Source organism: Bacillus sp. (in: firmicutes), assembly GCA_017656295.1.
Taxonomy (GTDB): domain Bacteria; phylum Bacillota; class Bacilli; order Bacillales; family JACDOC01; genus JACDOC01.
The window spans coordinates 1-24,772 of sequence record JACDOC010000011.1 but is presented as its reverse complement, the minus strand read 5'-3'; the positions used below and the strand labels follow the sequence as shown (position 1 = coordinate 24,772).

Genomic DNA, 24,772 nt, shown 5'->3' with positions numbered 1-24,772 from the left:
TATGTTAACCAACTTGATGGAAACAATTTTACCAGCTACCGGTGAGAAAATTTCTGAAGTTGTCGAAACACCATTGGAAGAAATTCATCCGATTTATGAAAAGGCGAGAAATGCTTTCAGTGATTGGAGCCGACTATCTTTAAAAGATCGGTTAGATTATTTTAGAAAGTTACGCCTCGTAATGACCGAAAAAATGGATCATCTTGCCCAAGTGATTTCAAAAGATACCGGAAAATCAATAACGGAAGCCATTACGGCTGATGTGATGCCAACGATTGATGCGATTTTACATTTGGAACAAGAAGCACCACACGTCTTAAAGCGACAAAAAATGAAAACGCCACTCATGTTATGGGGAAAAAAATCGTATGTTGAGTACATGCCGATGGGCGTGGTTTTGGTCATTTCCCCTTGGAATTACCCAATGAATTTATCGATGGTCCCGATGCTAAGTGCACTTGTAAGCGGAAATACGGTCTTGTTAAAACCATCAGAAGTCACGCCTCTCGTTGGAAAGGAAATTGAACGGTTATTTCATATTGCTGGATTTCCAGATGGTGTCGTTCAAGTGGTTCATGGAGGAAAAGAAGTAGGCGCCGCTCTTACTGAAGGAAAGCCGGATTATATTTTCTTTACAGGTTCTGTGCGTACCGGAAAAATCATTCAGCAAGTTGCGGCAAAGAATTTAATACCAACAACGTTAGAACTTGGAGGCAAAGACCCAATGATCGTCTTTGAAGATGCTCCGCTTGAACGAGCAGTGAAAGGGGCGGTTTGGGGAGCATTTACCAATAGCGGGCAAGTATGTATGAGTACGGAGCGTCTATTTGTTCATAAATCCATTCTTCCTCAATTCGTCCAAATGTTGAAAAAAGAAGTCGCTAACTTGAAGAGAGGAACGGGACCGAATGATGACATTGGGGCGATGACGTATCTGCATCAAGTCGAAATCGTCAAACGGCATGTGGAAGATGCGTTACAAAAAGGTGCTACCTTAGAAACGGGAACACCACCAGAAACATGGGATGGAACGATGTTTTTACCGTTAATGGTATTAAGTAATGTAACGACGGATATGGATATTGTGAATGAGGAAACTTTTGGTCCAATTTTACCGATTATTCCTTTTGAAACTGAAGAAGAAGCGATTCAATTAGCGAATCAATCGGATTACGGGTTAAACTCGAGTGTCTGGTCAAAAGATTTAGAAAAAGCGAAACGTGTCGCTTCGCAATTAGTGACTGGAAATGTGGTCATTAATGATGTGATCGTTTCCGTTGCTAATCATCATTTACCATTTGGTGGGGTGAAACATAGCGGTATCGGTCGTTATCATGGAACTATTGGTATTTTAACGTTTTGTCATACAAAATCAGTAATGGTTGATAAAGGGACAAAACCATCGGAAATTCAATGGTATCCGTATAATGGAAAATATGAACTCTTTTTATCTCTCTTCCGCCATTATTTCGGGGAAAAGAGAAATTGGCTTGGCTTTATGAAAGATTATCTAACCTTGTTAAAAATGACCAAAAACTCTTGATAAATTGGAATACATTGTGTATAATCTAAATAGGTTAATAAGGACGTGTTGATCGTCAAAGGGGAGTAGCGTTAGGTACAGTTGTACCTAAAACAAAGTCGTCATTTCATGGGAGTTTCCCATCGGCTTTGTTGGCACTACAGTGTGTCTAGCAAGACCTTTGCCATGAAGGCAAAGGTCTTTTTATATTGCCTTCATGGACAAACGTTCTAGTATGCGTGTACATCAAAAATTCAATAATCATTATTGGGGGAAGGAAAAATGGATGTGACGATGTTGATGGAGTATGGTTGGGTTTTACTTGTCCTTGTTGGCTTAGAAGGAATTTTAGCTGCAGACAACGCTGTCGTAATGGCCGTTATGGTCAAACATTTGCCAAAAGAGCAGCAGAAAAAAGCTCTTTTTTATGGATTAGTTGGTGCGTTTGTTTTCCGATTTGCCGCCTTGTTCTTGATTTCGTTTTTAGTCAACTCATGGCAAGTGCAGGCAATTGGTGCCGTGTATCTATTGTTTATCTCGATGAAACATTTACTGAGTAAAAACGGAAAAAATGCAGAACAAAAAACTTCATCCCAATCTGGATTTTGGATGACAGTGTTGAAAGTTGAATTAGCCGATATTGCCTTTGCTGTTGATTCCATTCTTGCCGCCGTTGCCTTGGCGGTTACACTTACACCAACTGGTTGGTTTAGCGTCGGTGGGATTGATGGTGGACAATTTTTAGTCATGTTTTTAGGTGGGATTATCGGTCTTGTGATCATCCGATTTGCGGCTAATGTATTTGTCAATTTGCTGCACAAATATCCTGGACTTGAAACGTCCGCGTTTCTTATCGTCGGATGGGTAGGAGTAAAACTTGCTGTTCTTACTTTATCTCATCCACAACTGCACATTATTAACGAACACGTACCAGAATCGTTCGAATGGAAAATGATATTCTGGACGGTACTAGCCATTATCGCATTTGGAGGCTATTTTCGTTCTAAAACAAAAATGAATACAAGCAAATCATACTAAAATGGGCCTGATTTAGGGCTCTTTTTATTTTGTTCGAAAATACAGCTTTTCGTTCACCTCGAGAATTGCACCGTTACTGAAAATAAAGGTTGAGGGTGGATTAAAACGAACTTGTAAAATATTTTTTATAACACCCCCAGACCAAAATAGCTTATTCCGTAACGTATAAGTGAATGCGGCCGCAAAATCTAATGTTGAGGTGGTATAAATCATGAAATCGTTATGGAAAAAATCTTCATTAGCTCTTGTTGTTGCGGGAACATTTGCTATTTCCAATGTTCTTGTACAAGCAGAAGGAAACGGAACAACTTTAGCGAATGATGGTCAACAAAATGAAAGCTTCGATAATTTTGAAACGATTGACATATCAAAAATGATGGAGGATGCGGCTGACGTAAAAGATCAATTAGAAACTTCGAATCCAGATTTAGTCCCAGGAGATTTCTTCTATTTTGTTAAAATCGCTCTAGAAAAAATTCAACTAGCTCTTACGTTTGATCAAGAGAAGGAAGCAGAATTAATCGCAAAATTTGCTTTTGAACGGCTAGCTGAAGCTGAAAAGTTAATGAGCGAAGGGAATGAAGAAGCGGCATTAGAATCACTCCAAGTTGCGATGGATTTACTTAAAGAATCTGAAAGCATGGTCAACGAGGAAGACGTAGAAGAAGATGTTGATTCCGAAGCAACAGACGACACCGTTGAAGAAAATGAAGACGAGTCAGAAGATGATACAACTACAATAGATGAGGTTCAAGAGAAAGAAGATTCAGATGATGCATCTTCAGCTGAAGAGGTAGAAGATACATATGATCAAGTGATGCGAAACAACATTATCGCTTTAACCCTTGCAATGGAAAAAGTGAAAAATCCAAAAGCAAAAGAAGCTTTACAAAAAAATATTTTGAAAACATACCAAAAAATGTATAAAAAATATGGGTATATTATTGATATTGATATCGATGTGAAAGAAGTTCAATCTGACGTAAATGAAACACCAACAGCTGTTGAAAATCCTACTGAAGAACAAACGGTAGCTACTGACACAGTTCAAGAAAAAGTAGAAACTAAGGACGTAACTGAACAAGTAGAAGGAACAACCAACGCAATCGTCTCAACTGAAAAAGAAAAGAAAGCGGAGAAAGAGACTGGAAAAGCAAAAATGAAAGAAGAAGTAAAAGTGAAAGTAAAAGAGAAAAAAGAAGAAGTAATAGAGAAAGTAAATGAAAAGCATCGTGAGAAGGAAAAACGACATGACGAAAAACACGAAAAGCACGAAAAACATAAAAAACATGAAAAGCATGAAATAATGAAAGAAAAGAAACGGGAAAAACATGAAAAGGATGAACATGATGACGACGACCAAAAGGATGAGCGTGAATAATAGAACAACAAATATTTAGCATCAAAAGATAGCCGTAAAAAAATACGGCTATCTTTATTGCCAAACCTTTGTGAATTCATGATACAATGGCATTTGGAAGTGAGGTGAGGCTGATGCTAAGTTTATTGTTGTTCAAAAAGAAAAAGAAAAAGAAAACGCTAGAGGAAATAGCAGTAGAAATTCAAAATGGAAATGATGAATTATTAAATCAATTGCTTTCTGATTACAAACCTTTTGTAAAGAAAGCGGTTTCAAAAGTATGTAAACGATATATTAATGAAAGTGATGATGAGTTTAGCATCGGCCTCATCGCCTTCCATGAGGCCATTCAAAAGTATGAGCATACAAAAGGTGCGTCGCTATTAAGCTTCGCTGAAGTTATTGTGAAACGAAAAGTCATTGACTATTTACGAAAACATGGGAAGCATCAGCCATTACATTTAGAAATAAACGGAAAAGAAGAGCAAGATGAACAAGCTCCTTCGACACTTGTCGATCGATTATCGATCGAAGAATTCGAAAAAAATCGCGAAATTGAAATTCGTAGGGAAGAAATTTTGCGATACCAGCAAGATCTTCTCCGTTTCGGGCTTACTTTTGATGATTTAGTAAAAAATTCACCAAAACATGAAGATGCCCGCATGAATGCGATTCAAGTTGCAAAAACATTAATGGCCCATGAAAATCTGAAAAATTACTTGTTTCAACATCAACGTCTGCCAATTAAAGAATTAGAGCAACTTGTTAGCGTCAGTCGGAAAACGATTGAAAGAAATAGGAAATATATTATCGCAATCGCACTTATTTTATCGGGTGATTATGTGTATTTATTGGAATATATAAAAGGGCGGATGGATGGATGAAAAAGGGAATCATCGTAGATTTAAAAGATCAATACATAGTCGTTTTAACTCCTACAGGGGAGTTTGTTAAAGGAAAGAGAGAATTTGATCATGTTGTTGGGAAGGAAGTTTTGTTTACTCCCTATGAGGAGAAAAAATGGGGATTTTCACTTCCTACTGTACAAATATTGGCACCGATTGTAGCCCTCCTAATGCTCGTGTTTTCAGTAATGGCCTTTTCCTCTTTTTCCAGTCAAAAAGTGTACGCTTATGTAACGATTGACATAAATCCTAGTATTGAACTAGCACTTAATGGCTCATTAGAAGTTGTTGATGTAATCGCATATAACAATGATGGTTCGACGGTATTGAGTCGCATTCATGATTGGAAACATAAAGATGTGTTGGAAGTTTCGAAAAAAATTATTGAAGAAAGCGAAGAACTTGGATTTTTAACGACGAATCAAGAAGTGATTGTTGGATCGGTTATTGTTGCTAAAGACGAAAATGTTTTGCTCGACTTAAATCAAAAATTAGAACAAGTCAAACAAAATGCAACAACACCGATTGAAATTGTCCAAATTACAAAAGAAGAACGTGAAGAAGCGGTGCAAAAAGGGGTAAGCCCTACAACATATGTAGTTGAAAAAAAAGAAACTCAATTACCTGCTTCTAATCGTGCTAATTCATTTGTGAAAGAAAAATTAATAGAACCAAATAAAGAAAAAGGGAAACAAATAGAAATTCAGCAAGAAATTCAACCTACTCTAAAGCATGAAGTAAAGAACAATACACCGAAAAACGACTGGAAGCAAAAAGAAGAGCGTTGGAAAGAAAAAATTGAAAAAAAAGAACAAAAGACAATAAATAGACAAGAGAAAAGAGAACAAAAGAGATTAGAGAGACAAGAGAAAAGAGAGCAGAAGAGATTAGAGAGACAAGAGAAAAGAGAACAAAAGAGACTAGAGAGACAAGAGAAGAGAGAACAGAAGAGGCTACAAAGACTAGATAAAAAAGAAATGAATGAAAAGATAAAGCTAAAAAGCAAGCATGACAAAGTAGAGAATGAAAGCCAAGAAGACAAAAAAGAACAAAAGGAAAACATAGAAACAGCTGACAAGAAGGGAGATTAACCCTTTTGTCAGCTTTATTTTTATTGTTGCGGGTATTGACCGGAAAGTTGCGATTGAGCTTGCTTCACTAATCGTTTCGTAATTTCCCCACCGACTGATCCGTTCGCTCTTGATACGGTATCTGAGCCGAGTTGTACACCAAATTCTTGGGCAATTTCATACTTCACTTGATCTAGATATTGTTCCACACCAGGAACTAATAATTTATTTCGACTTGTCATTAATTGACACTCCTTTACTTGATATAAGAATGATCGTATCACTCTTATTAGTAGTATGGGGAAAAATACGGTTCACATGATTGGTAATTCTTTGTGAAGAAACCAAAACATATCTTCCAAAGCGTTAAAATCCTCATCAATTGGTCAACATAATCGTAATGACGTAAAGGAGAATGGAAGGATATACCAGCTGAATATTTAATTGGCTTGAAATGTCTCAGAATGTCCCTACGTATCCTACTTTAGGAATCAGCTGATTGTGTAATTGAATTGGTAGTCATGGGCTTTTTTGTGGAATTTTATCGCATTATTCTTGATACCAATCACTAAATACATTACCTTGATACATCGCTTTACGTTCGACACGCATGTTTCATAATGGTTTTAATTGAGCCCTTTTCAAGTGGGTGTTTTTTCATTAAGATAAAGAAATGAATACAATTGAAAGGGAAGTAGAGATGTGGAAAAGTCTCCATTTACGATTTAGACAATTAACACCGGCACAACTTATCGTATCCTATTACTTGTTAGCAATTACTGTATCCATGGGTCTCCTTAGTTTACCGTTTGCCCATAAAGAGGGAGTGGAGTGGACTTTTTTAGACGCATTATTTACAGCAGTTAGTGCTGTAAGCGTCACAGGCTTATCAACCATTTCGGTTGCTGATACGTTTAATACAACAGGTGTATTTATTTTAATGTTTGTCCTGCAATTTGGTGGAGTCGGAATAATGACTCTCGGTACGCTTTTTTGGCTTTTGTTAGGGAAGAGGATAGGCTTTCGTGAACGTCGATTAATTATGACCGATCAAAACCAAATTCGATTATCAGGGCTCGTTCATTTATTACAACAAATTTTTTACATAATTATTTTAATTGAATTGATTGGAGCTCTCATTTTAGGTCTTCATTTCAGGAATTATTTTTCAACATGGAAAGAAGCCTTCTTGCATGGTTTGTTCGCCTCCGTAAGTGCCACGACGAATGCCGGATTTGATATTACAGGTGCATCGTTAATTCCGTTTGCGAACGATTATTTTGTCCAATTTGTCACGATTATTTTAATTATTTTAGGTTCAATAGGCTTTCCTGTGTTAATTGAAACAAAAGACTTTTTAATGAATCGTCACAAAAATGGCAAATATCATTTTTCACTGTATACAAAGCTAACGACCCTTATTTACTTCGTTTTATTTATACTGGGGACAGTCCTTATTTATTTGTTCGAATATAAGGCATTCTTTGCGGATAAAGTATGGCATGAAGCACTTTTTTATGCGTTGTTTCAATCTGTGACTACGAAAAGCAGTGGCTTAGCAACAGTGGATATGAATCAACTAACTGAGGCGACTCAATTGTTACTGAGTGGATTAATGTTTATTGGGGCATCCCCAAGTTCAGTCGGAGGGGGAATCCGAACAACGACGTTTGCGCTTAATCTGCTATTTTTATTTCACTTTGCAAGAGGCAATCGCCATATTAAAATTTTTAAGCGAGAAATTCATGAGAACGACATCTTAAAATCGTTAGCTGTTACGTTACTAGCTATGATTTTATGTGCCATTTCCGTCATTATTTTATCGATTACCGAGAATCATTCGTTAGTAGCTATCATTTTCGAAGTAACCTCAGCCTTCGGGACAACAGGATTATCAATGGGGATTACTCAAGACCTTTCCACTACAGGTAAGTGGGTAATAATGACTTTGATGTTTATTGGTAGAGTAGGAATATTATCCTTCATGTTCATGATCGGAGGGAAAGAGAAAAAAGTTCATTACCATTATCCAAAAGAAAGAATCATTATTGGATAACATATGAAGCAGTGATTTCCTGTTTCAGGAAGTGACTGCTTTTTCCGTATGAAGAGCCTGCGAATGAAAAAACTATAAATGATTTTATTAGTAAAGGAGTAGAGAATATGACGAAGCGAAAAGCTCAGTTTGACGCAGCTGAAAAACATAATAAAACGCCAAACAAAAATTTACAGGAAACAGAATTTTCTGCTGAATTTGCTCTTGGTGAATCTCCAGCCAAAGGAGCGAATCGCAATTCAAACAAGGGAAGGGCAGGACATGAGGAATAGAAAGTCCTCAACATCAAGTAGAGAAGAATTTGGAATTGAATTTGGGGATATAAATGCAGTAAAACAATATGAACTGTTTCTTCAACAAGAAAAAAGGAAAAATAAACAAGATACGAAAAAAAATGTTGATAATAAAGAGTAAAAGGTAAAGGGAACCTCCGACTATTGGAAGTTCCCTTTATTTTATAAGGAAAGATAGGTATGTTGACTTGTAAACGCTTCGGCTTGTCCGGTTGATGGGTCATAATAAACAAGCAGGATGGACGGTTCTAGAATGATTTCTTTCGAATTTAAATAGTGGGCTAAGTCAAACGGAATTTCTTCCAAAATCGTATGTTTGTGTAAATCTTTTTCTGTCAGTTCAAATTGAACGAATTTTTCCCCGAGTAGTTCAGGGTGTTCGGCAATTTGTTTATACACTTGTGATCGTTGGTCCGAAGCAGAAGTCTTTTCCCACCAAGGCTTACGAGGCCGGAAGCGTGAGTTAACTAAATAATCGTATTTCATTAAACCTTCGACAATATTTAGCTGGTTAAATTGATTATCAGATAAGAACTGATGTAGACGCTTAAATAAATCTTCCCGTTGATGGCCAATTCGGGCCCAGCCTTGTTCATCCCAATACGTACCAAACTGTTGGAAAAAGTCAAACGGTGTAGCAAAACCTTTTGATACTAAAAATTCGATCGTTTCATCCATCCGATGGTCGTTCCAATACTTTTCAAGAACATCTTCTACTTGCTTAATCCGGATGATGTCTTTAAAACTTAACACATTATTTTTTAATATTTCATACGGGGCGTGGTCCATATATACATAATCGTGTTCGTTCGCACGAATACGTAGGCCTGTCCCGCGAAGCATTTTTAAAAAGCCCAATTGCAGTTCTTCCGGGCGAAGCGCAAACACATCGTTAAAAGTCTTCTTAAACGATTCATAATCTTCTTCAGGAAGACCGGCAATTAAGTCAAGATGTTGAGCAATTTTTCCACCTTCTTTGACCATCGTAACGGTTCGAGCCAGCTTTTCAAAATTTTGTTTGCGCATAACCAGTTCGTTTGTTAAGTCGTTCGTCGATTGAACACCAATTTCAAAGCGGAATAGGCCAGGCGGTGCATGTTCGTTTAAAAACTCGATCACCTCTGGGCGCATAATATCAGCCGTAATCTCAAATTGAAACACGGTTCCTGGGACGTGTTCGTCAATTAAAAATTGAAACATTTCCATTGCATAGCTTCGGCTAATGTTAAAGGTTCGGTCGACAAATTTGATCGTTTTCGCACCGTTTTTCATTAAATACCGTAAGTCTTCTTTAATTTTTTCCCGGTCAAAGTAGCGGACTCCTACTTCGATTGAGGATAAACAAAATTGGCAACGAAATGGGCAACCACGGCTCGTTTCGATGTAGACCACCCGTTTAGATAAATGCGGAATGTCTTCTTTAAATCGAAACGGGGATGGCATTTGCCGTAAGTCGAGTTTATTCGTTTGCGGTTGAATTACCGGTTTTCCCTTTTTCCTGTAGGCGAGACCTGGCACTTGCTCAAAGTTTCTTTCGCCATGAAGTTCATCCAATAATTGTTTAAAAGTAGCTTCCCCTTCGCCAATGACGATAAAATCAACTTCCGGAAGTCTTTCTAACCATTCCGGAACATCGTAAGAAACTTCAGGCCCACCAAGGACGATGATCAAGTTTGGATTCACTTTTTTTAACATTTTAATAACTTTGATTGTCTCTTCGATATTCCAAATATAACAACTAAATCCAATCAAATCGGGAGACTTAGAAAATAAATCGGAAACAATATTCATCGCTGGGTCTTTAATCGTATACTCGGCAATTTCGATCTCGTAATCTGGTTGGGCATATGCTTTCAAATAGCGAATGGCAATGTTCATATGAATATATTTTGCGTTCAGTGTACTAAGTACCACTTTCATACCGACATAATCTCCTTTAGTTCATTCATGCGTTATTCCATCATTTTATTGTATCGAACGGAAAGAAAAAGTACAATGTATGACTTCAGACAAGGATTTTCTTCCAAATATACAGCAGGAATCTGAAGGTTTTTTACGAATATTGTATGTGAAACGGTTTTTGTACTTCTATTTGCAGTGAATAGGACCAGTAGTTAAAACATTCTTTTCTAGTTCATTCCACTTCCTCGGATGAATTCACTAGATTTCTCTTTCCTATTCCATTCATCTATCCAAATGTGAAAAGTTCCTATGCCGTGTCTAGCAAGTTGAATATATAAATGAGTAGAGTTAGATGAAAACATCATCTCCCATTTATCATTTGTTTCCATTAGTTCTACAAATCATTCCAGTAGTAAACGGAGAATTCGTATGATAAGAAAGGAGAGAAAGTTTTGATTAAACATTCTTTCTTCGATAGTATGATGCACAATACAGGAGTTTGTTCTAAAGAACAAGAACTTGCCTTTTTTCAATTAATGATAGATGAAACTTTTGAAGCAATTATATCCACCAATGAAGAATTTTCTATTCAATCCGGAAATCGAACATTTTCTACATTATTCCAATTGGAAGAAGCGAATTGGAAAGGAAAAAATTTTTTTCGACTGTTTCAATTTCCGTCTATTGTTTTCAAGCACCAATTTAAAGATTCCCTTAGTTTAAATCATAAAGCTGAGACAGAAGCGCAATATGTAGGCCAAGACGGAACGATTAAATACGTAAAAATTAAAGCGGTGAAGTTTAATCCTTCTATCTATTTATTTTTCATACGCGATATTTCCTTTAATAAACAATTAGAAGAAATCGGGCTATTGAATCGCAATTTGTTTACAGGAATGTTTGAGCAGGCAGCTGACGCGATTCTCATTTTCGATCATCATGGAAAAATTATCGATGCCAATCCGATTTTTTGCCGTATATTTGGAGTCCCAAAAGAAGACCTGATTCACCAAAAATTAGAAAAGTACATTCCACGACCATTTCATCAACGGTTAAATAAAGTTAAACTAGCATTAAAAAAACGTCAAAAATCATGGGGGGAAATTCCTGTTATCCATTCCAAAGGGATGTCCATTTTTGAATATTCGGCAAGTCCGATTGTTGACAACAAGTTTCATATGGCCATTTTACGTGATATTACGGAAAAGCGACAAATTGAATTAACATTGAAGAGAAGTGAGGAATTGTTTAAAGATCTATTTGAAGAAGCCATTGATGCAATTGTGTTTTGGGACCATGATGGGAGCATCATTAAAGCAAATGAATCTGCCTCTCGTATATTTGAAACTCCTTTAGACGAATTAATCGGAAAGAAACTATGGGATTATGTAGAACAGAAAGATGAACAATACGCGGCCATCCAAAAAGAGTTTTACGAAAAGGGAGCTATTCGTGATGAATTGTTGTTTTTAATGCCGAACGGTCAAAGAAAACATTTAGAATTTACATCGAAAATGCATTCCGTTGATGGCTACAATATGACGATTTTTCGTAACGTTAGTGAACGTTATCGAATGGAGCAAGAATTGCGAGAAAGTGAAGCGAGGTTTCGAAAAATATTTGAAGGTTCAAATGACGGAATGATATTATGGGACCAACAGTTTCAAATTGTCGATGTTAACCCTGAAATTTGTCGCATTTTTCAAAAAGAAAAAGAACAACTGATCGGGGAAAATTTGCAAGAATGGTTATCGAAAAGTACGAAGCAAAAGAAAAAATTCGAGCATTACCAAGTGGAGCTAGAAAAAAACGGCCAGGCGGATATGTTATTATCGTTTAAGTTATCCAAAAACGAGACGCGTCATTTAGAGATATCATCGAAAAAAAATGTCATGTTGAATTTAAACTATACGGTTATTCGCGATGTCACCGAAAAACTTGAAATGCAAGAGCAATTAAGAAAATCAGATACGTTAACAGTTGTTGGAGAGCTTGCTGCCGGTATTGCCCACGAAATTCGAAATCCGATGACGGCTTTAAAGGGGTTTATTCAATTACTTCAAAATAAGATGAACGATGATCATTCGATGTATTTTGATGTGATTACTTCAGAATTAAAGCGAATTGAAACGATTATCACAGAATTCTTAATTTTAGCGAAGCCTCAAGCGGTTCAATTTGTTCATGCCGACGTCACGAAAATTATGAAAGATACGATTGATCTATTAAATGCACAAGCAATGATGCACAATGTTCAGTTTTCATATTCTTTTCCAAAAAATTTACCACAAGTCTATAGTGAACCGAATCAATTAAAGCAGGTGTTTATCAATATTATTAAAAATGCGATTGAAGTAATGCCTAAAGGTGGAACGATTACAATTACAATTAACGATGACCAAAACGGTTACTTAAAAGTATCCATTAAAGACGAAGGTGTCGGCATACCAGAAGATAAAATCAAACGATTAGGAGAACCTTTTTATACGACGAAAGATCGAGGGACTGGTCTTGGGTTAATGGTTAGTTATAAAATTATTAAAGAGCATAATGGAAAAGTAGAAGTCGAAAGCGAAGTGGGAAAAGGCACAACGTTCCACATATATTTACCGTATTCAGGAACAATGTAAGGAGTTTTTCGTATGAGCCGATATTATGCAACAATGACAAGTCCGATTGGGGAATTATACATCTTTGTCAACGACCATCAAGTAACTGATATTACTTTTGGTAAAGAGAAGGAACTGTTGGAAGAGGCGATATATGAACCGTCCCATTCAATCATTCAGGAAGCCTTTTGTCAATTAGATTTATACTTTCAAGGGAAACTTGTACAGTTCCAGCTCCCCATACATTTCGAAGGGACCCCTTTTCAACAAAAAGTGTGGGAAGCGTTACAAGCGATTCCTTATGGAGAAACACGAAGTTACAAGGACATTGCCAAAATGATTGGAAATGAAAAAGCTGTCCGAGCCGTCGGCCAAGCAAATCGAAAAAATCGGTTGCCGATTATCGTTCCATGTCACCGAGTTATTGGAAAAAATGGTGCTTTAACCGGTTACGCCGGAAAAGAAGTGGAGAAAAAACGAATATTGTTACAGTTGGAAGGGGCTTTAAAGTAAGCCTCTTTCTTTTTATTTCTTGAACATTTCTGAAAAATATTTACAATTAAAATAATTTTTATTATCATCTAATTAGATATTTGTCAAATTAGATATATATCGAAATAGGAGGGGTGTTATGCAGCTAGGTAAATCTATTGCTTTTTTTAAAGCAATCGGGGACGCGACACGCATTCGAATTGTTACATTGTTGGCCAATGGTCCGCTACATGGTCAGGCGATTGCCGGTAAATTAGGTTTAACGGCACCAACAATTACGCATCATCTGCAAAAGCTCAAAGAAGTGAATTTAGTATTCCAACGAAGAGATAAAAACACGATTTATTACCATTTAAACCGTTCCGTCCTGTCGCACCACGGAATGGCGCTCCTCCAGTTAGCCAAACAAAAGGAGGAAAGAGATATGACGTCACTTGAATTGGAAAAGCAAAAAGTTATTCAAAATTTCTTTACACCAGAAGGGAAATTAAAGGCTATTCCAGCGCAGCGAAAGAAGAAATTAATCGTGTTTGAACACATCATTCGAGGACTGGAAATAGGAAGAAAGTACGAGGAAAAAGAAATTAATGAGTATATTAAGAGGTTTCATGAAGACTATGCGACCATTCGTCGTGAGTTCATCATTAATCATTACATGTATCGGGAAAATGGTATTTACGAATTGAATCCAAAAGAAATGTGGGCAACAATTGAATAAGTGAAGAAGGCTGACTTTCAAATAGAAACGTCAGCCGATCTTATAATTAATAAAATTCCGGACGCCGGTCTTGGAATACCGGAATTTTTTGACGAATGCGTTCTACATCATCTAGTTCAATCGTTCCATAGATGCATTGTTCTATTTCGCTTGCTTCAACAATCACTTCTCCCCACGGATTGACAATCATGGAATGGCCAGCAAACGTATTAGCAGAATCATTGCCTGCCCGGTTGCAAGCAATCACAAAACATTGGTTTTCAATCGCTCGTGCTTGAAGTAAGGTACGCCAATGGTCCAGTCGTGGTAAAGGCCACTCTGCTACGACAAAGATTGCTTTTGCTCCAAGTAATACATGTTTTCGAATCCATTCAGGAAAGCGAATGTCATAACAAATGACCCCAGCAAATGTCTCCCCATCTAAAGAAAACAGACCGTCTGTATCTCCACTCGTTAAAAATTTATGTTCGTCCATCAGTTGAAAGAGATGTAGTTTACTATAATGCTTCACTTCTTCCCCATCTCGATTGACGACAAGCAGCGTGTTTGAAATCGTTTCCCCTTTTTTAAAAGGAATCGAACCTGCAATGATATGAATACCATATGTTTTTGCTAACTGTTGAATCATTTGCCGGACATCTGCACCTTCTTCTTGAACAATATTTCGCAATCTCGAAAGATCGTAACCTGTTGTCCAAAGTTCTGGTAAAACCAATATATCACAGCCTTGTTCGACGATTACAGGGAGACTTTCTTGCAATTTTTTTATATTTTCTTCTGGTTTTCCAAATTGGATATCCATTTGGAATAAAGCAAGTCGATAGTTCACTTTCTGTCCTCCTCATATTTTCTTCAAGTATGTTTAAAAAGTATAAAAATAATAAATTTTTGTTCTTTACATTTCTTAACAATCGTTATATCATGTTTCACTAGAAATGAAAAGCAAAAGAGTTACCTTGATTAAAAATAGCGAATGGAATGTGAAGAAGGTGGAAAATTTGACTATTTATGAACCATCACAAATAATCCAACAATTACCGAAGCAATTTTTCGCTAATTTAGTGAAACAAGTAAGCGCAAATGTTGCCCAAGGGCATGATGTCATAAATTTAGGCCAAGGGAATCCTGATTTACCCACTCCAGCGCATATCGTCGAAAAAATGCAAGAAGCGGTTCAAAATCCATTGAATCATAAATATGCACCTTTTCGAGGATTTGATTATTTGAAAGAAGCAGTGGCGACCTTTTACAAACAAGAATATGGGGTAAAGATCGATCCGAAACATGAGGTGGCTGTTCTTTTTGGAGGGAAAGCTGGACTCGTTCAATTACCTATTTGTCTATTAAACCCTGGCGATATTGCCCTTCTTCCGGACCCCGGGTATCCAGACTATTTATCTGGACTAGCGATGGCCAGAGCATCTTACGAGTTGATGCCTCTTCGGGAAGAGTCTCAATTTCTACCGGAATTTGATTTTATAAATCCTCATGTACTTGAAAAAGCAAAACTCATGTTTTTAAACTATCCGAACAATCCAACAGGGGCGACCGCTGATCTCAGCTTTTTTGAAGAAACGGTACGCTTAGCGGAAAAGCATCGAATTTGTGTTGTGCACGACTTCGCATATGGAGCGATCGGCTTTGATGGACAAAAGCCGATTAGCTTTTTACAGGCAGAAGGGGCGAAAGAAGTTGGCATTGAAATTTATACATTGTCAAAAACATACAATATGGCTGGCTGGCGGGTCGCTTTTGCAATTGGCAATCGCTCCGTCATTCAAGCTCTTGAGCAATATCAAGACCATATGTATGTGAGTCTTTTCGGTGCGATTCAAGAAGCTGCCGCCCACGCGCTTCTTTCCTCCCAACAGGCGGTGAGAGACCTGGTACAAACGTACGAAAAACGGAGAAATACGTTGATTGAAGCTGCTCATCAAATTGGCTGGAATGTAACTCAACCGAAAGGCACTTTTTTTGCCTGGCTGAATGTGCCGAATGGCTATACTTCTATGGAGTTTTTCCAATTGTTATTAGAAAAAGCTCATGTCGCTGTGGCTCCGGGAGTTGGATTTGGACAATATGGGGAAGGGTACGTGCGTGTAGGACTGTTAGCAGAAGAAAAACGACTAGTGGAAGCCATTGAACGAATGGATGCACTCCGTTTATTTAAATCGTAGCAATTAAGATAATTGGTGAAAAAAATATTGACAATTTTTCTAGGAGATGGCATAATTCGAATTAATTTAAATTATATGAAAATTGAATACGTAAGAATTTCTTATCAAGAGTAGGTGGAGGGACGAGCCCGATGAAACCCGGCAACCGACCGTAATACCATCGCGAGGTGGGGCGCTTAAGGCGCCGGATGTAACATCCGCAAGGCACGGTGCTAATTCTTGCAGCGTTATGCTGAGAGATAAGAAGATGGTGGATAGAAATGCAACCTCTTCTTATCGAAGAGGTTTTTTTATTTGATTTGAAAAAGGAGGAGCAAGATGTCCTATCTTATTGCTACTTACAAAATGAGGGGAAAGCCCGGTTCGTTTTTGAAAAAGGCCGAACAGATTGCACTTGGTATGACAGTTGGTTCTTGGACGAATTTACCTTTGCTTGAAAAAGAACAACTGAAAAAGCACAAAGGTGAAGTTCTTTCAGTGGAAGAAGTTGGACTTGAGAAAGGAGAGACAGAAAAAGTAACTGGTTATGTCCGAATTGGGTATCCTATCGTTAATATTACGACCGATTTTCCTTCCATCTTAACGACTGTGTTTGGGAAGCTTTCATTAGACGGAGAAATCAAATTAGTGGATGTATCGTTTCCGGATGAATTATTTCCGTCATTCCCAGGCCCGCGTTTTGGAATCAAGAAAATTCGAGAGGGGTTACAAGTATTGGATCGACCACTTGTGATGAGCATTTTTAAAGGGGTGATTGGCCGCGACTTACCATACCTGTTGTCGCAACTAAAAGAACAAGCGCTTGGTGGTGTGGACTTAGTAAAAGATGATGAAATTTTGTTCCAAAATGACCTTACGCCTTTTGAACAGCGGATTGTTGAAGGGAAGAAGGTGCTAAATCATGTGTATGAAGAAACAGGACATCGAACGTGGTATGCGGTTCATCTTTCTGGTCGGACAAAAGACATCATTGACCGGGCGAGACGTGCATCTGAATTAGGGGCAGATGTGTTGTTATTCAATGTATTTACGTATGGGTTGGATATTTTACAGCAGCTAACTGAAGACGATGAAGTGAACGTCCCAATTATGGCACATCCTGCTTTTAGCGGAGCATTGACTTCTTCCCTCATTTTTGGTTTGTCCCATTCTCTTTTACTTGGAAAGTTGTTGCGCTATGCCGGAGCAGATTTTTCCCTCTTTCCATCTCCATATGGTTCGGTTGCGCTCAAAAAAGAAGAAGCGCTCCACATTAGAGATGAATTAGTGAAAAATCACGTGTATAAACGTACATTCCCGGTCCCATCGGCAGGGATTCATCCCGGTTTGGTACCTGCTCTAATCCATGATTTTGGGTATGATCAAGTCATTAATGCAGGTGGTGGCATCCATGGTCATCCACAAGGAGCACAAGGAGGTGGAAGGGCGTTTCGACAAGCGATAGAGGCTGTTTTGCAAAATAAGCCGTTACAGGAAGCAGCAAATGAGCATCCAGAATTGCAAGAAGCGTTATCCCTTTGGGGGACAGTGGAGGTGACATCATCATGAGTTCTATAGCTATATTCTGTGATTTTGATGGAACGATTACTGAACAGGACAACATAATCTCCCTCATGGAACAATTTGCCCCTTCTTCTTGGGAATCGTTAAAAAACGCGGTGCTATCCGAACAAATGTCCATACAAGAAGGAGTTGGAAAAATGTTTTCCCTTCTTCCGACGTCACTAAAAGAGGACATTGTTCAATATTTGTTAGAAAAAGCTACGATTCGTGAAGGGTTTGCTGAATTTGTTCGCTTTACCAACAAACGTGATATTCCCTTCTATGTTGTAAGCGGAGGTATCGACTTTTTCGTGAATCCGTTACTGTCCCCTTATAAAGGGATTACCAACATTTATTGCAATCGAGGAAATTTTACTGGAGATACGATTCGAATTGAGTGGCCGTATCCATGTGATGACGATTGTTTAGGTGGGTGCGGTTGTTGTAAACCGTCCCTTATTCGTTCCATTAGTCAAAATTCAACCTACAGAGTAGTTATTGGCGATTCCATAACCGATTGGAAAGCTGCCCAATTAGCCGATTTTGTTTTAGCGAGAGGATTATTGTTAGAAAAATGTAGAGAGCATGAGCTTCCTCATGCCCCGTTTGAAAATTTCTTTGATTGTATTTATGTTATTGAACAGTTGTTGGAGGTGAACATATGACCATCTTTCAAGAAAAATGGAACGAGTTAGCTGATATCAAAGATGAATTAGCGGAACGGGATTGGTTTATGGGGACAAGTGGAAATTTGTCTATCAAAGTGACGGATGACCCTCTCTTATTTTATGTAACAGCAAGCGGTAAAGATAAGCGCAAGCGGACCGATGAAGACTTTTTACTCGTCAATGAATTTGGAAAAGCGGTCGAAAAAACGCATTTACGTCCATCAGCAGAAACGTTGATTCATTGCGAGATTTATCGGAAAACAAAGGCTGGATGCAGTTTGCACGTGCACACCATCGCTAACAATGTGATTTCCGAATTATACGGAAATCAAGGTCATATTTCTTTTAGCGGCCAAGAATTAATTAAAGCGTTTGACATGTGGGAAGAAGACGCCGTGTTAACCATTCCGATTATTTATAATTATGCCGATCTAAAAAGGCTTGCGAAAGAATTTAGTCAACACGTATCAGCAGATAAAGGTGCGGTGTTAATTCGTAATCACGGGATTACCACTTGGGGCAAAAATGGGTTTGAAGCAAAAAAAATATTAGAAGCTTGCGAGTTTTTGTTTCAATATCAATTAGCGTTACACCAAGTTCGCTCGAACGTTTCTTTTGCTTCTTCTAAATTAGCTCTTTAATTTAATTTTAAGGCTCTACCCTAAAATAACTGTGGATAACTTTTGCTGTTATTATTCATCGATGTGCCAATGGCAATTGGCATGAATGTCTGTTAAATGATACTGTTGATATTTATCCATTTCGCTTGTGGCGGACGTTTTCCGCGGGCAAGGTGCAAGCCGCTTCCCTCGCTACGCTCAAGTATGGGTCTTGCGGCTTCTTGTTCCCGCTGAAGTCGCCGCCTTTTGCTTCATGTAAATAACTTGCTAAATATCAACAATGACATATAACATAGCCAATTTTAAAATTAAAATAATTTCTAGGAGGTATGAAAGAATGGCGCAAATTTTTAAAAAAGTAGACCAAGAATGGATCAAAGAGGAGGAAAAAGTACGAGATTACTTGGAACAGCAAGGAGTCATTTATGAACGATGGAATATTGAAAAGCTACCGAAAGCGTTGAAGGATAAGTTTTACTTAACAGATGAAGAAAAAGAAGAAATTCTTCAAGTTTTTAAACAGGAAATTGATGATATTTCCAAACGTCGTGGCTACAAAGCGTATGATGTCATTTCTTTGTCGAAAGATACTCCAAATTTAGAGCAGCTGTTAGAAAACTTTAAAAAAGAACACCATCATACGGACGATGAAGTGCGATTTATTGTAAGCGGCCACGGAATTTTTGCGATTCAAGGGAAGGATGGTCACTTTTTTGAAGTACATTTGGAACCAGGGGATTTAATTTCCGTTCCAGAAAATGTCCGTCACTACTTTACGTTAGCGGAAGACCGTCAAGTTGTAGCGGTACGTATTTTTGTCACTGAAGAAGGTTGGGTCCCGATTTATGAAAAGGAAAATGTACAAGCATAACCGGAAATAGCTCCTCTTCTTTTAGAAGGGGAGCTATTATTTTGTTCCGGTAAACACCCCATTTTTAACGACCCTACTCAAAAAATGTCATATGCGGCTTTTCATCACGGTAATACTCGAGCCGTTCTTTCAATGTACCTGTATGGAATTCATATAGATATCCATCAGGATCACGAAAATAGATGGATTTGCGATCCCGAGGATGACGTTTTCTTCCTGGTTCGAGTTGAACACCTAATTGATTTAAACGGTTTCTCACTTTTTCTAATTCTTCTAGATTAATAGAGAAGGCAATATGGGTATACGATTGGTAAATCTCTTCTCGTGAAATATCGGGTTGTTCATTGAGTGCCAACCATTTCCCCTTTACATCGAAATACGCTGTTTGTCGCCCTTTCACAAGCAGCTTTGCTTGAAACACTTGCTCATAAAACAGGATGGATTGTTCAAGATTGGAAACGGAAATACAAATATGATTGATAGGATACATCTTCATCCTCCTTTCAACATAACCATAGCAAAGATGTAAGAGGTATGATGTCGGATTTTGTTAGGTAATAGGTGTTCGTTATATCGCTTTTCGTAAAGTTTTGTCTTATTTTGCGAAACTATTTACATCTAATGAAATTATTGTAATAATCCATGTACAAGGAGGTTCATACGATAATCAAAAGTGAGGGAAAGAAAAGTGATAGCACATACCAAACATCAATCATACCAATTAATGATTTACGAGAAGCGAAAAGAAATGATTGAGTTAGGAATTAAATATGGATTTACTAATGACCTCACGATTCAGTGCAGTCAAGAGCTGGATCAACTGTTAAATGAATATTATTTTTCTTCCTTAAAACAACGGATAAAAAAGAAAAATAGTGCTTAATAGTTAGTCAATAAGACCATTCATATGTAATAAAAAAGGAGCTAACAAAAGGCTCCTTTTAGTCATTTTTAGATTTCTCTAGAGGGAGTGAAATTGTCACTATCGTTCCTCGCCCTACTTCACTTTCAATAGAAATGACCCCATTGAACGATTGGATAATCCGTTTACAAACCACTAACCCAAGCCCTGTTCCACATTCTTTTGATGTAAAAAATGGTTCAAAAATTTTATCGAGCTGGTCTTTCGGTATACCGACACCACTATCTTGAATCGTAATCGTGCAATGGTCACTCCATTTCTCCAATTCTAAGTTTAGCGTCCCACCGGCATCCATCGCTTCAAAGGCATTTCGGGTAATATTTAAAATAACTTGTTTCATTTGATCTTTTGTACATTTAACCAGAACATGTTCAGCAGGCATTTTAAAGTTGTATATGATGTTATATAGATTAGCTTCAGAGCGAATAATTGGATTGATATCAGTAATAATCTTTCTTAAATCGATCGTCTCTACCTTTTGAATGGTCGGTTTTCCTAATATTAAAAATTCACTCACAATTTGATTGATTCGATCAATTTCTTTATGAATGACCGAAAAATAAAATTGATCTTGCGGATCTCGATATTTTTCGCTTAACAGCTGTACAAGACCTTGAATACCTGTTAACGGATTACGAATTTCATGGGCTGTGCTAGCAGCTAATGTACCGATAAGCTCCAGTTTTTGAGCTTCATTTTGGATCCGTTCCTTTTGAGCTTGTCGCTTAATATAAATGTTTTGACTGATTAAGTAGAGGATATGTAAACAAGTAAACACGCACAAACCATAAAAAATGGTTGATTTGTTCACATCGGATAATGATAGCTCCGATTCCACAACAATTTGCCAAGGTATATTCTCGAGCACAATCGACACAACTGTTTCCTTTGCGCTTGTGTGAATGATTTGGTTGTTATGATAAACAATTTGAACATCTTCCTCAGGAGTTAAGATGTTTATAATATTTTGGAGATAGTCAATTCGTATATGAGCGATTACCGCACCAATGACGTTGTTGGATTGTATGATCGGAGCCGCAACAGCAAAAACTAATTGTCCTTTTGGAAAATATTCAGGTTGTGGGGAAACAACGGTTCTTTTTGTTTTAAGCAATGTTTGAAAGTACTCCTTATTCTGATATGTAACAAACGCATTTTCGTGGGTTGTACTTCTGAGAACGGTTCCATTTGGATCCACAACAAGGAGCCCCCCGTATCGTGGATCCTTTTCCGCCGCTTGCTCTAACGTTGCCTGAATTTCCTCCTTATTACCATCTATTGGATTAATGGTTAATGATAATATTTCTAAACTAGCTTCGGTTTCTCCGATAAATTGGTCGATTTGGTTTTTATGAATAGAAGCGACCCATTTGGCATGTTCCCATTGTTTCCCTTTTTCAACATCATATCGGTAATCCCAGTAAAAAAAAAGAAAGATACACGTTGGAAGTAATACTAGAATGAGATAATAAAGAAATGGTTTCATCCATTTTTTCATCTGTCTTTCCCTCTACTAAAATATGAATATTTTTCAAGAACAACTATATCATACCATTGTAATAATTTCATTTACAGTAAAAAGATAGGTATTGAACCTGTTTAATTCGTAAATAAAATGAAAAAAACGTTTAACAGATGATATCAATAGCAAAATAATTATGGACCACAATTGCATTTGGAGGGGAAAAATGATCTATTCTAAATCGGAAACGACCGTAACCATTCTTTTTACGAGTGATATACACGGACATGTACTTACTTCTACGAACGGAGAGAGCTGCTTCGGTCTCAGTAAAGTGGCGACACTTTTAAAATCTATTCAATTAAAAGCAGAAAATGTATTAACGATCGATAACGGTGACTTAATCCAAGGAACACCTTTAACGTATTATTTTGCTAAACGGTTGAAAAACAAACCGAATCCAATGGTTTTACTTTTAAATGAATTGCAGTATGATGCAGCTATAATAGGAAACCACGAATTTAATTATGGAAAAGCGATTATTAATCAAGCTATTAGTCAGTCCAATTTTCCATGGCTTTCTGCGAATATCGTGCACCATCGGACGAAAGAAACGTACTTTGGTACACCATATATTGTTAAAGAATTTCCGTCAGGTATTAAAGTTGCGGTATTAGGAGTGACAACAAAGCTTATTCCCCAATGGGAGCGCACAGAACATATCGAATCGTTAGCGTTTGAAGATGCAGTGGAGTCAACGAAAAGATGGGTGCAATATATCCATGAAATTGAACAACCTGATCTCATGGTAGTGGCCTATCATGGCGGGTTTGAACGTGATATTCATACTGGGGAACGATTGGAACGAGATACGGGGGAAAATCAAGCGTACGCCATGTGTCAATCAGTTGATGGGATTGATGTTTTATTAACGGGGCATCAGCATCGAGAACTTGTTGGAGAAGTCAATGGTGTAACGGTCATTCAAGCAGGATCGAACGGTCGTTTACTTGGAGAAGTATCTGTTACATTTAATAAAATTCATCACGAATGGCACATTCACCAAAAATCAGCGAATATTTATTCAGTTAAACACGTAAAAGAGGACCAGCAATGCTTGCAATTAATAAAATATTATCAAGAGGAAACAAATCGTTGGTTAAACGAATCGATTGGAAAAGTGATAGGGGATATGCGAATATCTAATCCATTCGATGTACGATTGAAAGAACACCCATACATTGAGTTCATTAATAAAGTTCAAATGGAAGCAACAGGGGTAAATATTTCGTGCACAGCTTTATTTACAGAAAAAGGAAAAGGGTTACCAGCGAATGTCAAAGTGAATGATATCATCTCTAATTATATTTATCCGAACACATTAGTCGTTCTACGAGTGACTGGGAAAGATATAAAAGAAGCATTAGAGAAGTCAGCATCATATTTCGTGTTAAATGAAGATGGAAGCATTGAGGTAAGTAGACACTTTTCTTACCCAAAACCACAACATTATTATTACGATATGTGGGAAGGGATTGAGTATGTGATCAATATTTCACGTCCGATTGGGGAGCGGATTGAGTCGTTGACGATCAATGGAGCACCGTTGCAAATGGACAAGGAATATGATGTTGTAATGAATAATTATCGGGCGAGTGGTGGTGGAAATTATCATATGTTCGAAGGAAAAGAGCGCATCAAAGAAGTGCAACTCGATGTAACCGAGCTTCTCATCGAATACTTTATGGAACATAAAGAAGTAGAGGCGACCGTTAACAACAATTGGAAAGTCGTGTGGTGACAGTGAAGATTGTGTATATTGACAGGACTTAGACAGTTCTTTATAATAATTTAGAATTTGAGAATTTCGTTTTCAAACAAAGTACACGTTGAAGGGTCTTAATGTTTATGGCTCTACTAAATAACGATCGGATGAAAATGGGTGAAAATATGGAATTAAACGAAAACATTCAAAAATCACTCAAACTGTACATTGTGCTTTCACGTGCATTTCGGTCTGTAACAGACTACACGAACCAATATATCCAGCAAAATGGATTAAATCCAACCGAATTTGCAGTGTTAGAGCTTCTCTATCATAAAGGACATCAACCATTGCAACAAATTGGGGAAAAAATATTACTCGCAAGCGGAAGTATTACCTATGTCGTAGACAAGCTTGAGAAAAAAGGCTATTTAGAACGGGTAGCTTGTCCGAACGACCGTCGTGTAACGTATGGTCAAATTACCGAAAAAGGAAAGCAATTTATTGAGGATATTTTTCCAGCTCATGCAGAACGTATTCATCAAATGATGTCTGTTTTAACGGACGAAGAGAAAGATGAAGCGATTCGCTTATTAAAACGATTAGGAATTGAAACAAGCAAACGTTCGTAAGGGGCTGTCCAAAAAGTCAGGGTAACTGACTTTTTGGAGCCCCTCTTCATTTTTTATTTATTAAAAAAATACACAAAAAAATCGCCCTTTCTAGTAAAATGAAGTTACCACACAACATTCCAGAAAGGACGATTTTTTATGAGCAATC

24 protein-coding genes and 1 riboswitch are annotated in these 24,772 nt (G+C 37.5%); of the genes, 19 read left to right on the top strand and 5 right to left on the bottom strand.

Features of this window, described 5'->3' with window-relative positions; all coding sequences use genetic code 11:
• The first annotated feature begins 16 nt into the window (after positions 1 to 16).
• The 5 genes from H0Z31_10240 to H0Z31_10220 all read left to right on the top strand — a co-directional run bounded on the left by H0Z31_10240 (position 17) and on the right by H0Z31_10220 (position 5,916).
• Positions 17 to 1,543, top strand: coding sequence for an aldehyde dehydrogenase family protein (locus H0Z31_10240; GenBank protein ID MBO8177819.1), 1,527 nt, complete (start codon positions 17 to 19; stop codon positions 1,541 to 1,543).
• 261 nt (positions 1,544 to 1,804) lie between these two features.
• Entirely contained in the window at positions 1,805 to 2,560 is a 756-nt protein-coding gene (locus H0Z31_10235) for a TerC family protein (GenBank protein MBO8177818.1), read from the top strand.
• A 211-nt stretch (positions 2,561 to 2,771) separates the two neighbouring features.
• Positions 2,772 to 3,941, top strand: a complete 1,170-nt coding sequence (locus tag H0Z31_10230) for a hypothetical protein (GenBank protein ID MBO8177817.1) — start codon at positions 2,772 to 2,774, stop codon at positions 3,939 to 3,941.
• 113 nt (positions 3,942 to 4,054) lie between these two features.
• The gene (sigI, locus tag H0Z31_10225; protein MBO8177816.1) at positions 4,055 to 4,804 is read left to right on the top strand and encodes an RNA polymerase sigma factor SigI; all 750 of its coding nucleotides are present in this window, start codon (positions 4,055 to 4,057) and stop codon (positions 4,802 to 4,804) included.
• Positions 4,801 to 5,916 (top strand): anti-sigma factor domain-containing protein, encoded by a 1,116-nt coding sequence (locus H0Z31_10220; protein ID MBO8177815.1) that lies wholly within the window; start codon positions 4,801 to 4,803, stop codon positions 5,914 to 5,916. Before sigI ends, H0Z31_10220 begins: the two co-directional genes overlap by 4 nt.
• 20 nt (positions 5,917 to 5,936) lie before the next feature.
• On the opposite strand, the gene H0Z31_10215 is transcribed toward H0Z31_10220, so the two are convergent.
• Positions 5,937 to 6,137 carry an alpha/beta-type small acid-soluble spore protein gene (locus H0Z31_10215; GenBank protein MBO8177814.1) on the bottom strand — a complete coding sequence of 67 codons (201 nt, stop codon included), beginning with the start codon at positions 6,135 to 6,137 and terminating at the stop codon, positions 5,937 to 5,939.
• 458 nt (positions 6,138 to 6,595) lie between these two features.
• On the opposite strand from H0Z31_10215, the gene H0Z31_10210 reads away from it, so the two are divergent.
• The 3 genes from H0Z31_10210 to H0Z31_10200 all read left to right on the top strand — a co-directional run bounded on the left by H0Z31_10210 (position 6,596) and on the right by H0Z31_10200 (position 8,365).
• Entirely contained in the window at positions 6,596 to 7,951 is a 1,356-nt protein-coding gene (locus H0Z31_10210) for a TrkH family potassium uptake protein (protein ID MBO8177813.1), read from the top strand.
• 107 nt (positions 7,952 to 8,058) lie between these two features.
• Positions 8,059 to 8,223, top strand: a complete 165-nt coding sequence (locus H0Z31_10205) for a hypothetical protein (protein ID MBO8177812.1) — start codon at positions 8,059 to 8,061, stop codon at positions 8,221 to 8,223.
• Positions 8,213 to 8,365 (top strand): hypothetical protein, encoded by a 153-nt coding sequence (locus H0Z31_10200; protein MBO8177811.1) that lies wholly within the window; start codon positions 8,213 to 8,215, stop codon positions 8,363 to 8,365. Before H0Z31_10205 ends, H0Z31_10200 begins: the two co-directional genes overlap by 11 nt.
• Before the next feature lie 41 nt (positions 8,366 to 8,406).
• Here H0Z31_10200 and H0Z31_10195 read toward each other — a convergent pair whose 3' ends face one another.
• Positions 8,407 to 10,164 carry a B12-binding domain-containing radical SAM protein gene (locus tag H0Z31_10195; protein MBO8177810.1) on the bottom strand — a complete coding sequence of 586 codons (1,758 nt, stop codon included), beginning with the start codon at positions 10,162 to 10,164 and terminating at the stop codon, positions 8,407 to 8,409.
• 434 nt (positions 10,165 to 10,598) lie between these two features.
• Between H0Z31_10195 and H0Z31_10190 the strand changes: the two genes are divergently transcribed.
• The 3 genes from H0Z31_10190 (at position 10,599) to H0Z31_10180 (ending at position 13,965) form a co-directional block, all read left to right on the top strand.
• Positions 10,599 to 12,776, top strand: a complete 2,178-nt coding sequence (locus tag H0Z31_10190) for a PAS domain S-box protein (GenBank protein ID MBO8177809.1) — start codon at positions 10,599 to 10,601, stop codon at positions 12,774 to 12,776.
• 12 nt (positions 12,777 to 12,788) lie between these two features.
• The gene (locus H0Z31_10185) at positions 12,789 to 13,268 is read left to right on the top strand and encodes a methylated-DNA--[protein]-cysteine S-methyltransferase (GenBank protein MBO8177808.1); all 480 of its coding nucleotides are present in this window, start codon (positions 12,789 to 12,791) and stop codon (positions 13,266 to 13,268) included.
• A gap of 118 nt (positions 13,269 to 13,386) precedes the next feature.
• A complete protein-coding gene (locus H0Z31_10180) occupies positions 13,387 to 13,965 on the top strand; it encodes a metalloregulator ArsR/SmtB family transcription factor (protein ID MBO8177807.1) in 579 nt (192 codons plus the stop codon).
• 46 nt (positions 13,966 to 14,011) lie between these two features.
• Here the strand turns inward: H0Z31_10180 and H0Z31_10175 are convergent, their stop codons facing one another.
• Entirely contained in the window at positions 14,012 to 14,794 is a 783-nt protein-coding gene (locus H0Z31_10175) for a carbon-nitrogen family hydrolase (GenBank protein MBO8177806.1), read from the bottom strand.
• Between the two features lie 106 nt (positions 14,795 to 14,900).
• Between H0Z31_10175 and H0Z31_10170 the strand changes: the two genes are divergently transcribed.
• The 5 genes from H0Z31_10170 (at position 14,901) to H0Z31_10150 (ending at position 19,843) form a co-directional block, all read left to right on the top strand.
• A complete protein-coding gene (locus H0Z31_10170; protein MBO8177805.1) occupies positions 14,901 to 16,142 on the top strand; it encodes a pyridoxal phosphate-dependent aminotransferase in 1,242 nt (413 codons plus the stop codon).
• A gap of 98 nt (positions 16,143 to 16,240) precedes the next feature.
• Positions 16,241 to 16,388: riboswitch (SAM riboswitch) on the top strand.
• 72 nt (positions 16,389 to 16,460) lie between these two features.
• A complete protein-coding gene (locus tag H0Z31_10165) occupies positions 16,461 to 17,690 on the top strand; it encodes a 2,3-diketo-5-methylthiopentyl-1-phosphate enolase (protein MBO8177804.1) in 1,230 nt (409 codons plus the stop codon).
• Positions 17,687 to 18,349 carry a 2-hydroxy-3-keto-5-methylthiopentenyl-1-phosphate phosphatase gene (locus H0Z31_10160; protein ID MBO8177803.1) on the top strand — a complete coding sequence of 221 codons (663 nt, stop codon included), beginning with the start codon at positions 17,687 to 17,689 and terminating at the stop codon, positions 18,347 to 18,349. Before H0Z31_10165 ends, H0Z31_10160 begins: the two co-directional genes overlap by 4 nt.
• The gene (locus H0Z31_10155) at positions 18,346 to 18,993 is read left to right on the top strand and encodes a methylthioribulose 1-phosphate dehydratase (GenBank protein MBO8177802.1); all 648 of its coding nucleotides are present in this window, start codon (positions 18,346 to 18,348) and stop codon (positions 18,991 to 18,993) included. The genes H0Z31_10160 and H0Z31_10155 overlap by 4 nt, the downstream gene beginning before the upstream one ends.
• A gap of 316 nt (positions 18,994 to 19,309) precedes the next feature.
• Positions 19,310 to 19,843: a cupin domain-containing protein gene (locus H0Z31_10150; protein MBO8177801.1), complete on the top strand. Its 534-nt coding sequence runs from the start codon at positions 19,310 to 19,312 to the stop codon at positions 19,841 to 19,843.
• A gap of 73 nt (positions 19,844 to 19,916) precedes the next feature.
• Here the strand turns inward: H0Z31_10150 and fosB are convergent, their stop codons facing one another.
• Positions 19,917 to 20,339 (bottom strand): metallothiol transferase FosB, encoded by a 423-nt coding sequence (gene fosB / locus H0Z31_10145; protein ID MBO8177800.1) that lies wholly within the window; start codon positions 20,337 to 20,339, stop codon positions 19,917 to 19,919.
• 228 nt (positions 20,340 to 20,567) lie between these two features.
• Between fosB and H0Z31_10140 the strand changes: the two genes are divergently transcribed.
• Entirely contained in the window at positions 20,568 to 20,726 is a 159-nt protein-coding gene (locus H0Z31_10140; protein MBO8177799.1) for an aspartyl-phosphate phosphatase Spo0E family protein, read from the top strand.
• A 58-nt stretch (positions 20,727 to 20,784) separates the two neighbouring features.
• Here the strand turns inward: H0Z31_10140 and H0Z31_10135 are convergent, their stop codons facing one another.
• Positions 20,785 to 22,263, bottom strand: coding sequence for a two-component sensor histidine kinase (locus H0Z31_10135; protein MBO8177798.1), 1,479 nt, complete (start codon positions 22,261 to 22,263; stop codon positions 20,785 to 20,787).
• Positions 22,264 to 22,453: 190 nt separating this feature from the next.
• Between H0Z31_10135 and H0Z31_10130 the strand changes: the two genes are divergently transcribed.
• The gene (locus H0Z31_10130) at positions 22,454 to 24,028 is read left to right on the top strand and encodes a bifunctional metallophosphatase/5'-nucleotidase (protein MBO8177797.1); all 1,575 of its coding nucleotides are present in this window, start codon (positions 22,454 to 22,456) and stop codon (positions 24,026 to 24,028) included.
• 149 nt (positions 24,029 to 24,177) lie between these two features.
• Complete coding sequence (locus H0Z31_10125) at positions 24,178 to 24,624, top strand: MarR family transcriptional regulator (protein ID MBO8177796.1); 447 nt, start codon at positions 24,178 to 24,180, stop codon at positions 24,622 to 24,624.
• Positions 24,625 to 24,772 lie beyond the last annotated feature (148 nt).

What these genes read in the sequence shown, in the direction of transcription:
- H0Z31_10240 (MBO8177819.1), top strand. Translation starts at nt 17, where the DNA reads ATGGAAACAATTTTACCAGCTACCGGTGAGAAAATTTCTGAAGTTGTC.
- H0Z31_10235 (MBO8177818.1), top strand. Translation starts at nt 1,805, where the DNA reads ATGGATGTGACGATGTTGATGGAGTATGGTTGGGTTTTACTTGTCCTT.
- H0Z31_10230 (MBO8177817.1), top strand. Translation starts at nt 2,772, where the DNA reads ATGAAATCGTTATGGAAAAAATCTTCATTAGCTCTTGTTGTTGCGGGA.
- sigI (MBO8177816.1), top strand. Translation starts at nt 4,055, where the DNA reads ATGCTAAGTTTATTGTTGTTCAAAAAGAAAAAGAAAAAGAAAACGCTA.
- H0Z31_10220 (MBO8177815.1), top strand. Translation starts at nt 4,801, where the DNA reads ATGAAAAAGGGAATCATCGTAGATTTAAAAGATCAATACATAGTCGTT.
- H0Z31_10215 (MBO8177814.1), bottom strand. Translation starts at nt 6,137, where the DNA reads ATGACAAGTCGAAATAAATTATTAGTTCCTGGTGTGGAACAATATCTA.
- H0Z31_10210 (MBO8177813.1), top strand. Translation starts at nt 6,596, where the DNA reads ATGTGGAAAAGTCTCCATTTACGATTTAGACAATTAACACCGGCACAA.
- H0Z31_10205 (MBO8177812.1), top strand. Translation starts at nt 8,059, where the DNA reads ATGACGAAGCGAAAAGCTCAGTTTGACGCAGCTGAAAAACATAATAAA.
- H0Z31_10200 (MBO8177811.1), top strand. Translation starts at nt 8,213, where the DNA reads ATGAGGAATAGAAAGTCCTCAACATCAAGTAGAGAAGAATTTGGAATT.
- H0Z31_10195 (MBO8177810.1), bottom strand. Translation starts at nt 10,164, where the DNA reads ATGAAAGTGGTACTTAGTACACTGAACGCAAAATATATTCATATGAAC.
- H0Z31_10185 (MBO8177808.1), top strand. Translation starts at nt 12,789, where the DNA reads ATGAGCCGATATTATGCAACAATGACAAGTCCGATTGGGGAATTATAC.
- H0Z31_10180 (MBO8177807.1), top strand. Translation starts at nt 13,387, where the DNA reads ATGCAGCTAGGTAAATCTATTGCTTTTTTTAAAGCAATCGGGGACGCG.
- H0Z31_10170 (MBO8177805.1), top strand. Translation starts at nt 14,901, where the DNA reads ATGAAAAGCAAAAGAGTTACCTTGATTAAAAATAGCGAATGGAATGTG.
- H0Z31_10165 (MBO8177804.1), top strand. Translation starts at nt 16,461, where the DNA reads ATGTCCTATCTTATTGCTACTTACAAAATGAGGGGAAAGCCCGGTTCG.
- H0Z31_10160 (MBO8177803.1), top strand. Translation starts at nt 17,687, where the DNA reads ATGAGTTCTATAGCTATATTCTGTGATTTTGATGGAACGATTACTGAA.
- H0Z31_10155 (MBO8177802.1), top strand. Translation starts at nt 18,346, where the DNA reads ATGACCATCTTTCAAGAAAAATGGAACGAGTTAGCTGATATCAAAGAT.
- H0Z31_10150 (MBO8177801.1), top strand. Translation starts at nt 19,310, where the DNA reads ATGGCGCAAATTTTTAAAAAAGTAGACCAAGAATGGATCAAAGAGGAG.
- fosB (MBO8177800.1), bottom strand. Translation starts at nt 20,339, where the DNA reads ATGAAGATGTATCCTATCAATCATATTTGTATTTCCGTTTCCAATCTT.
- H0Z31_10140 (MBO8177799.1), top strand. Translation starts at nt 20,568, where the DNA reads ATGATTTACGAGAAGCGAAAAGAAATGATTGAGTTAGGAATTAAATAT.
- H0Z31_10135 (MBO8177798.1), bottom strand. Translation starts at nt 22,263, where the DNA reads ATGAAAAAATGGATGAAACCATTTCTTTATTATCTCATTCTAGTATTA.
- H0Z31_10130 (MBO8177797.1), top strand. Translation starts at nt 22,454, where the DNA reads ATGATCTATTCTAAATCGGAAACGACCGTAACCATTCTTTTTACGAGT.
- H0Z31_10125 (MBO8177796.1), top strand. Translation starts at nt 24,178, where the DNA reads ATGGAATTAAACGAAAACATTCAAAAATCACTCAAACTGTACATTGTG.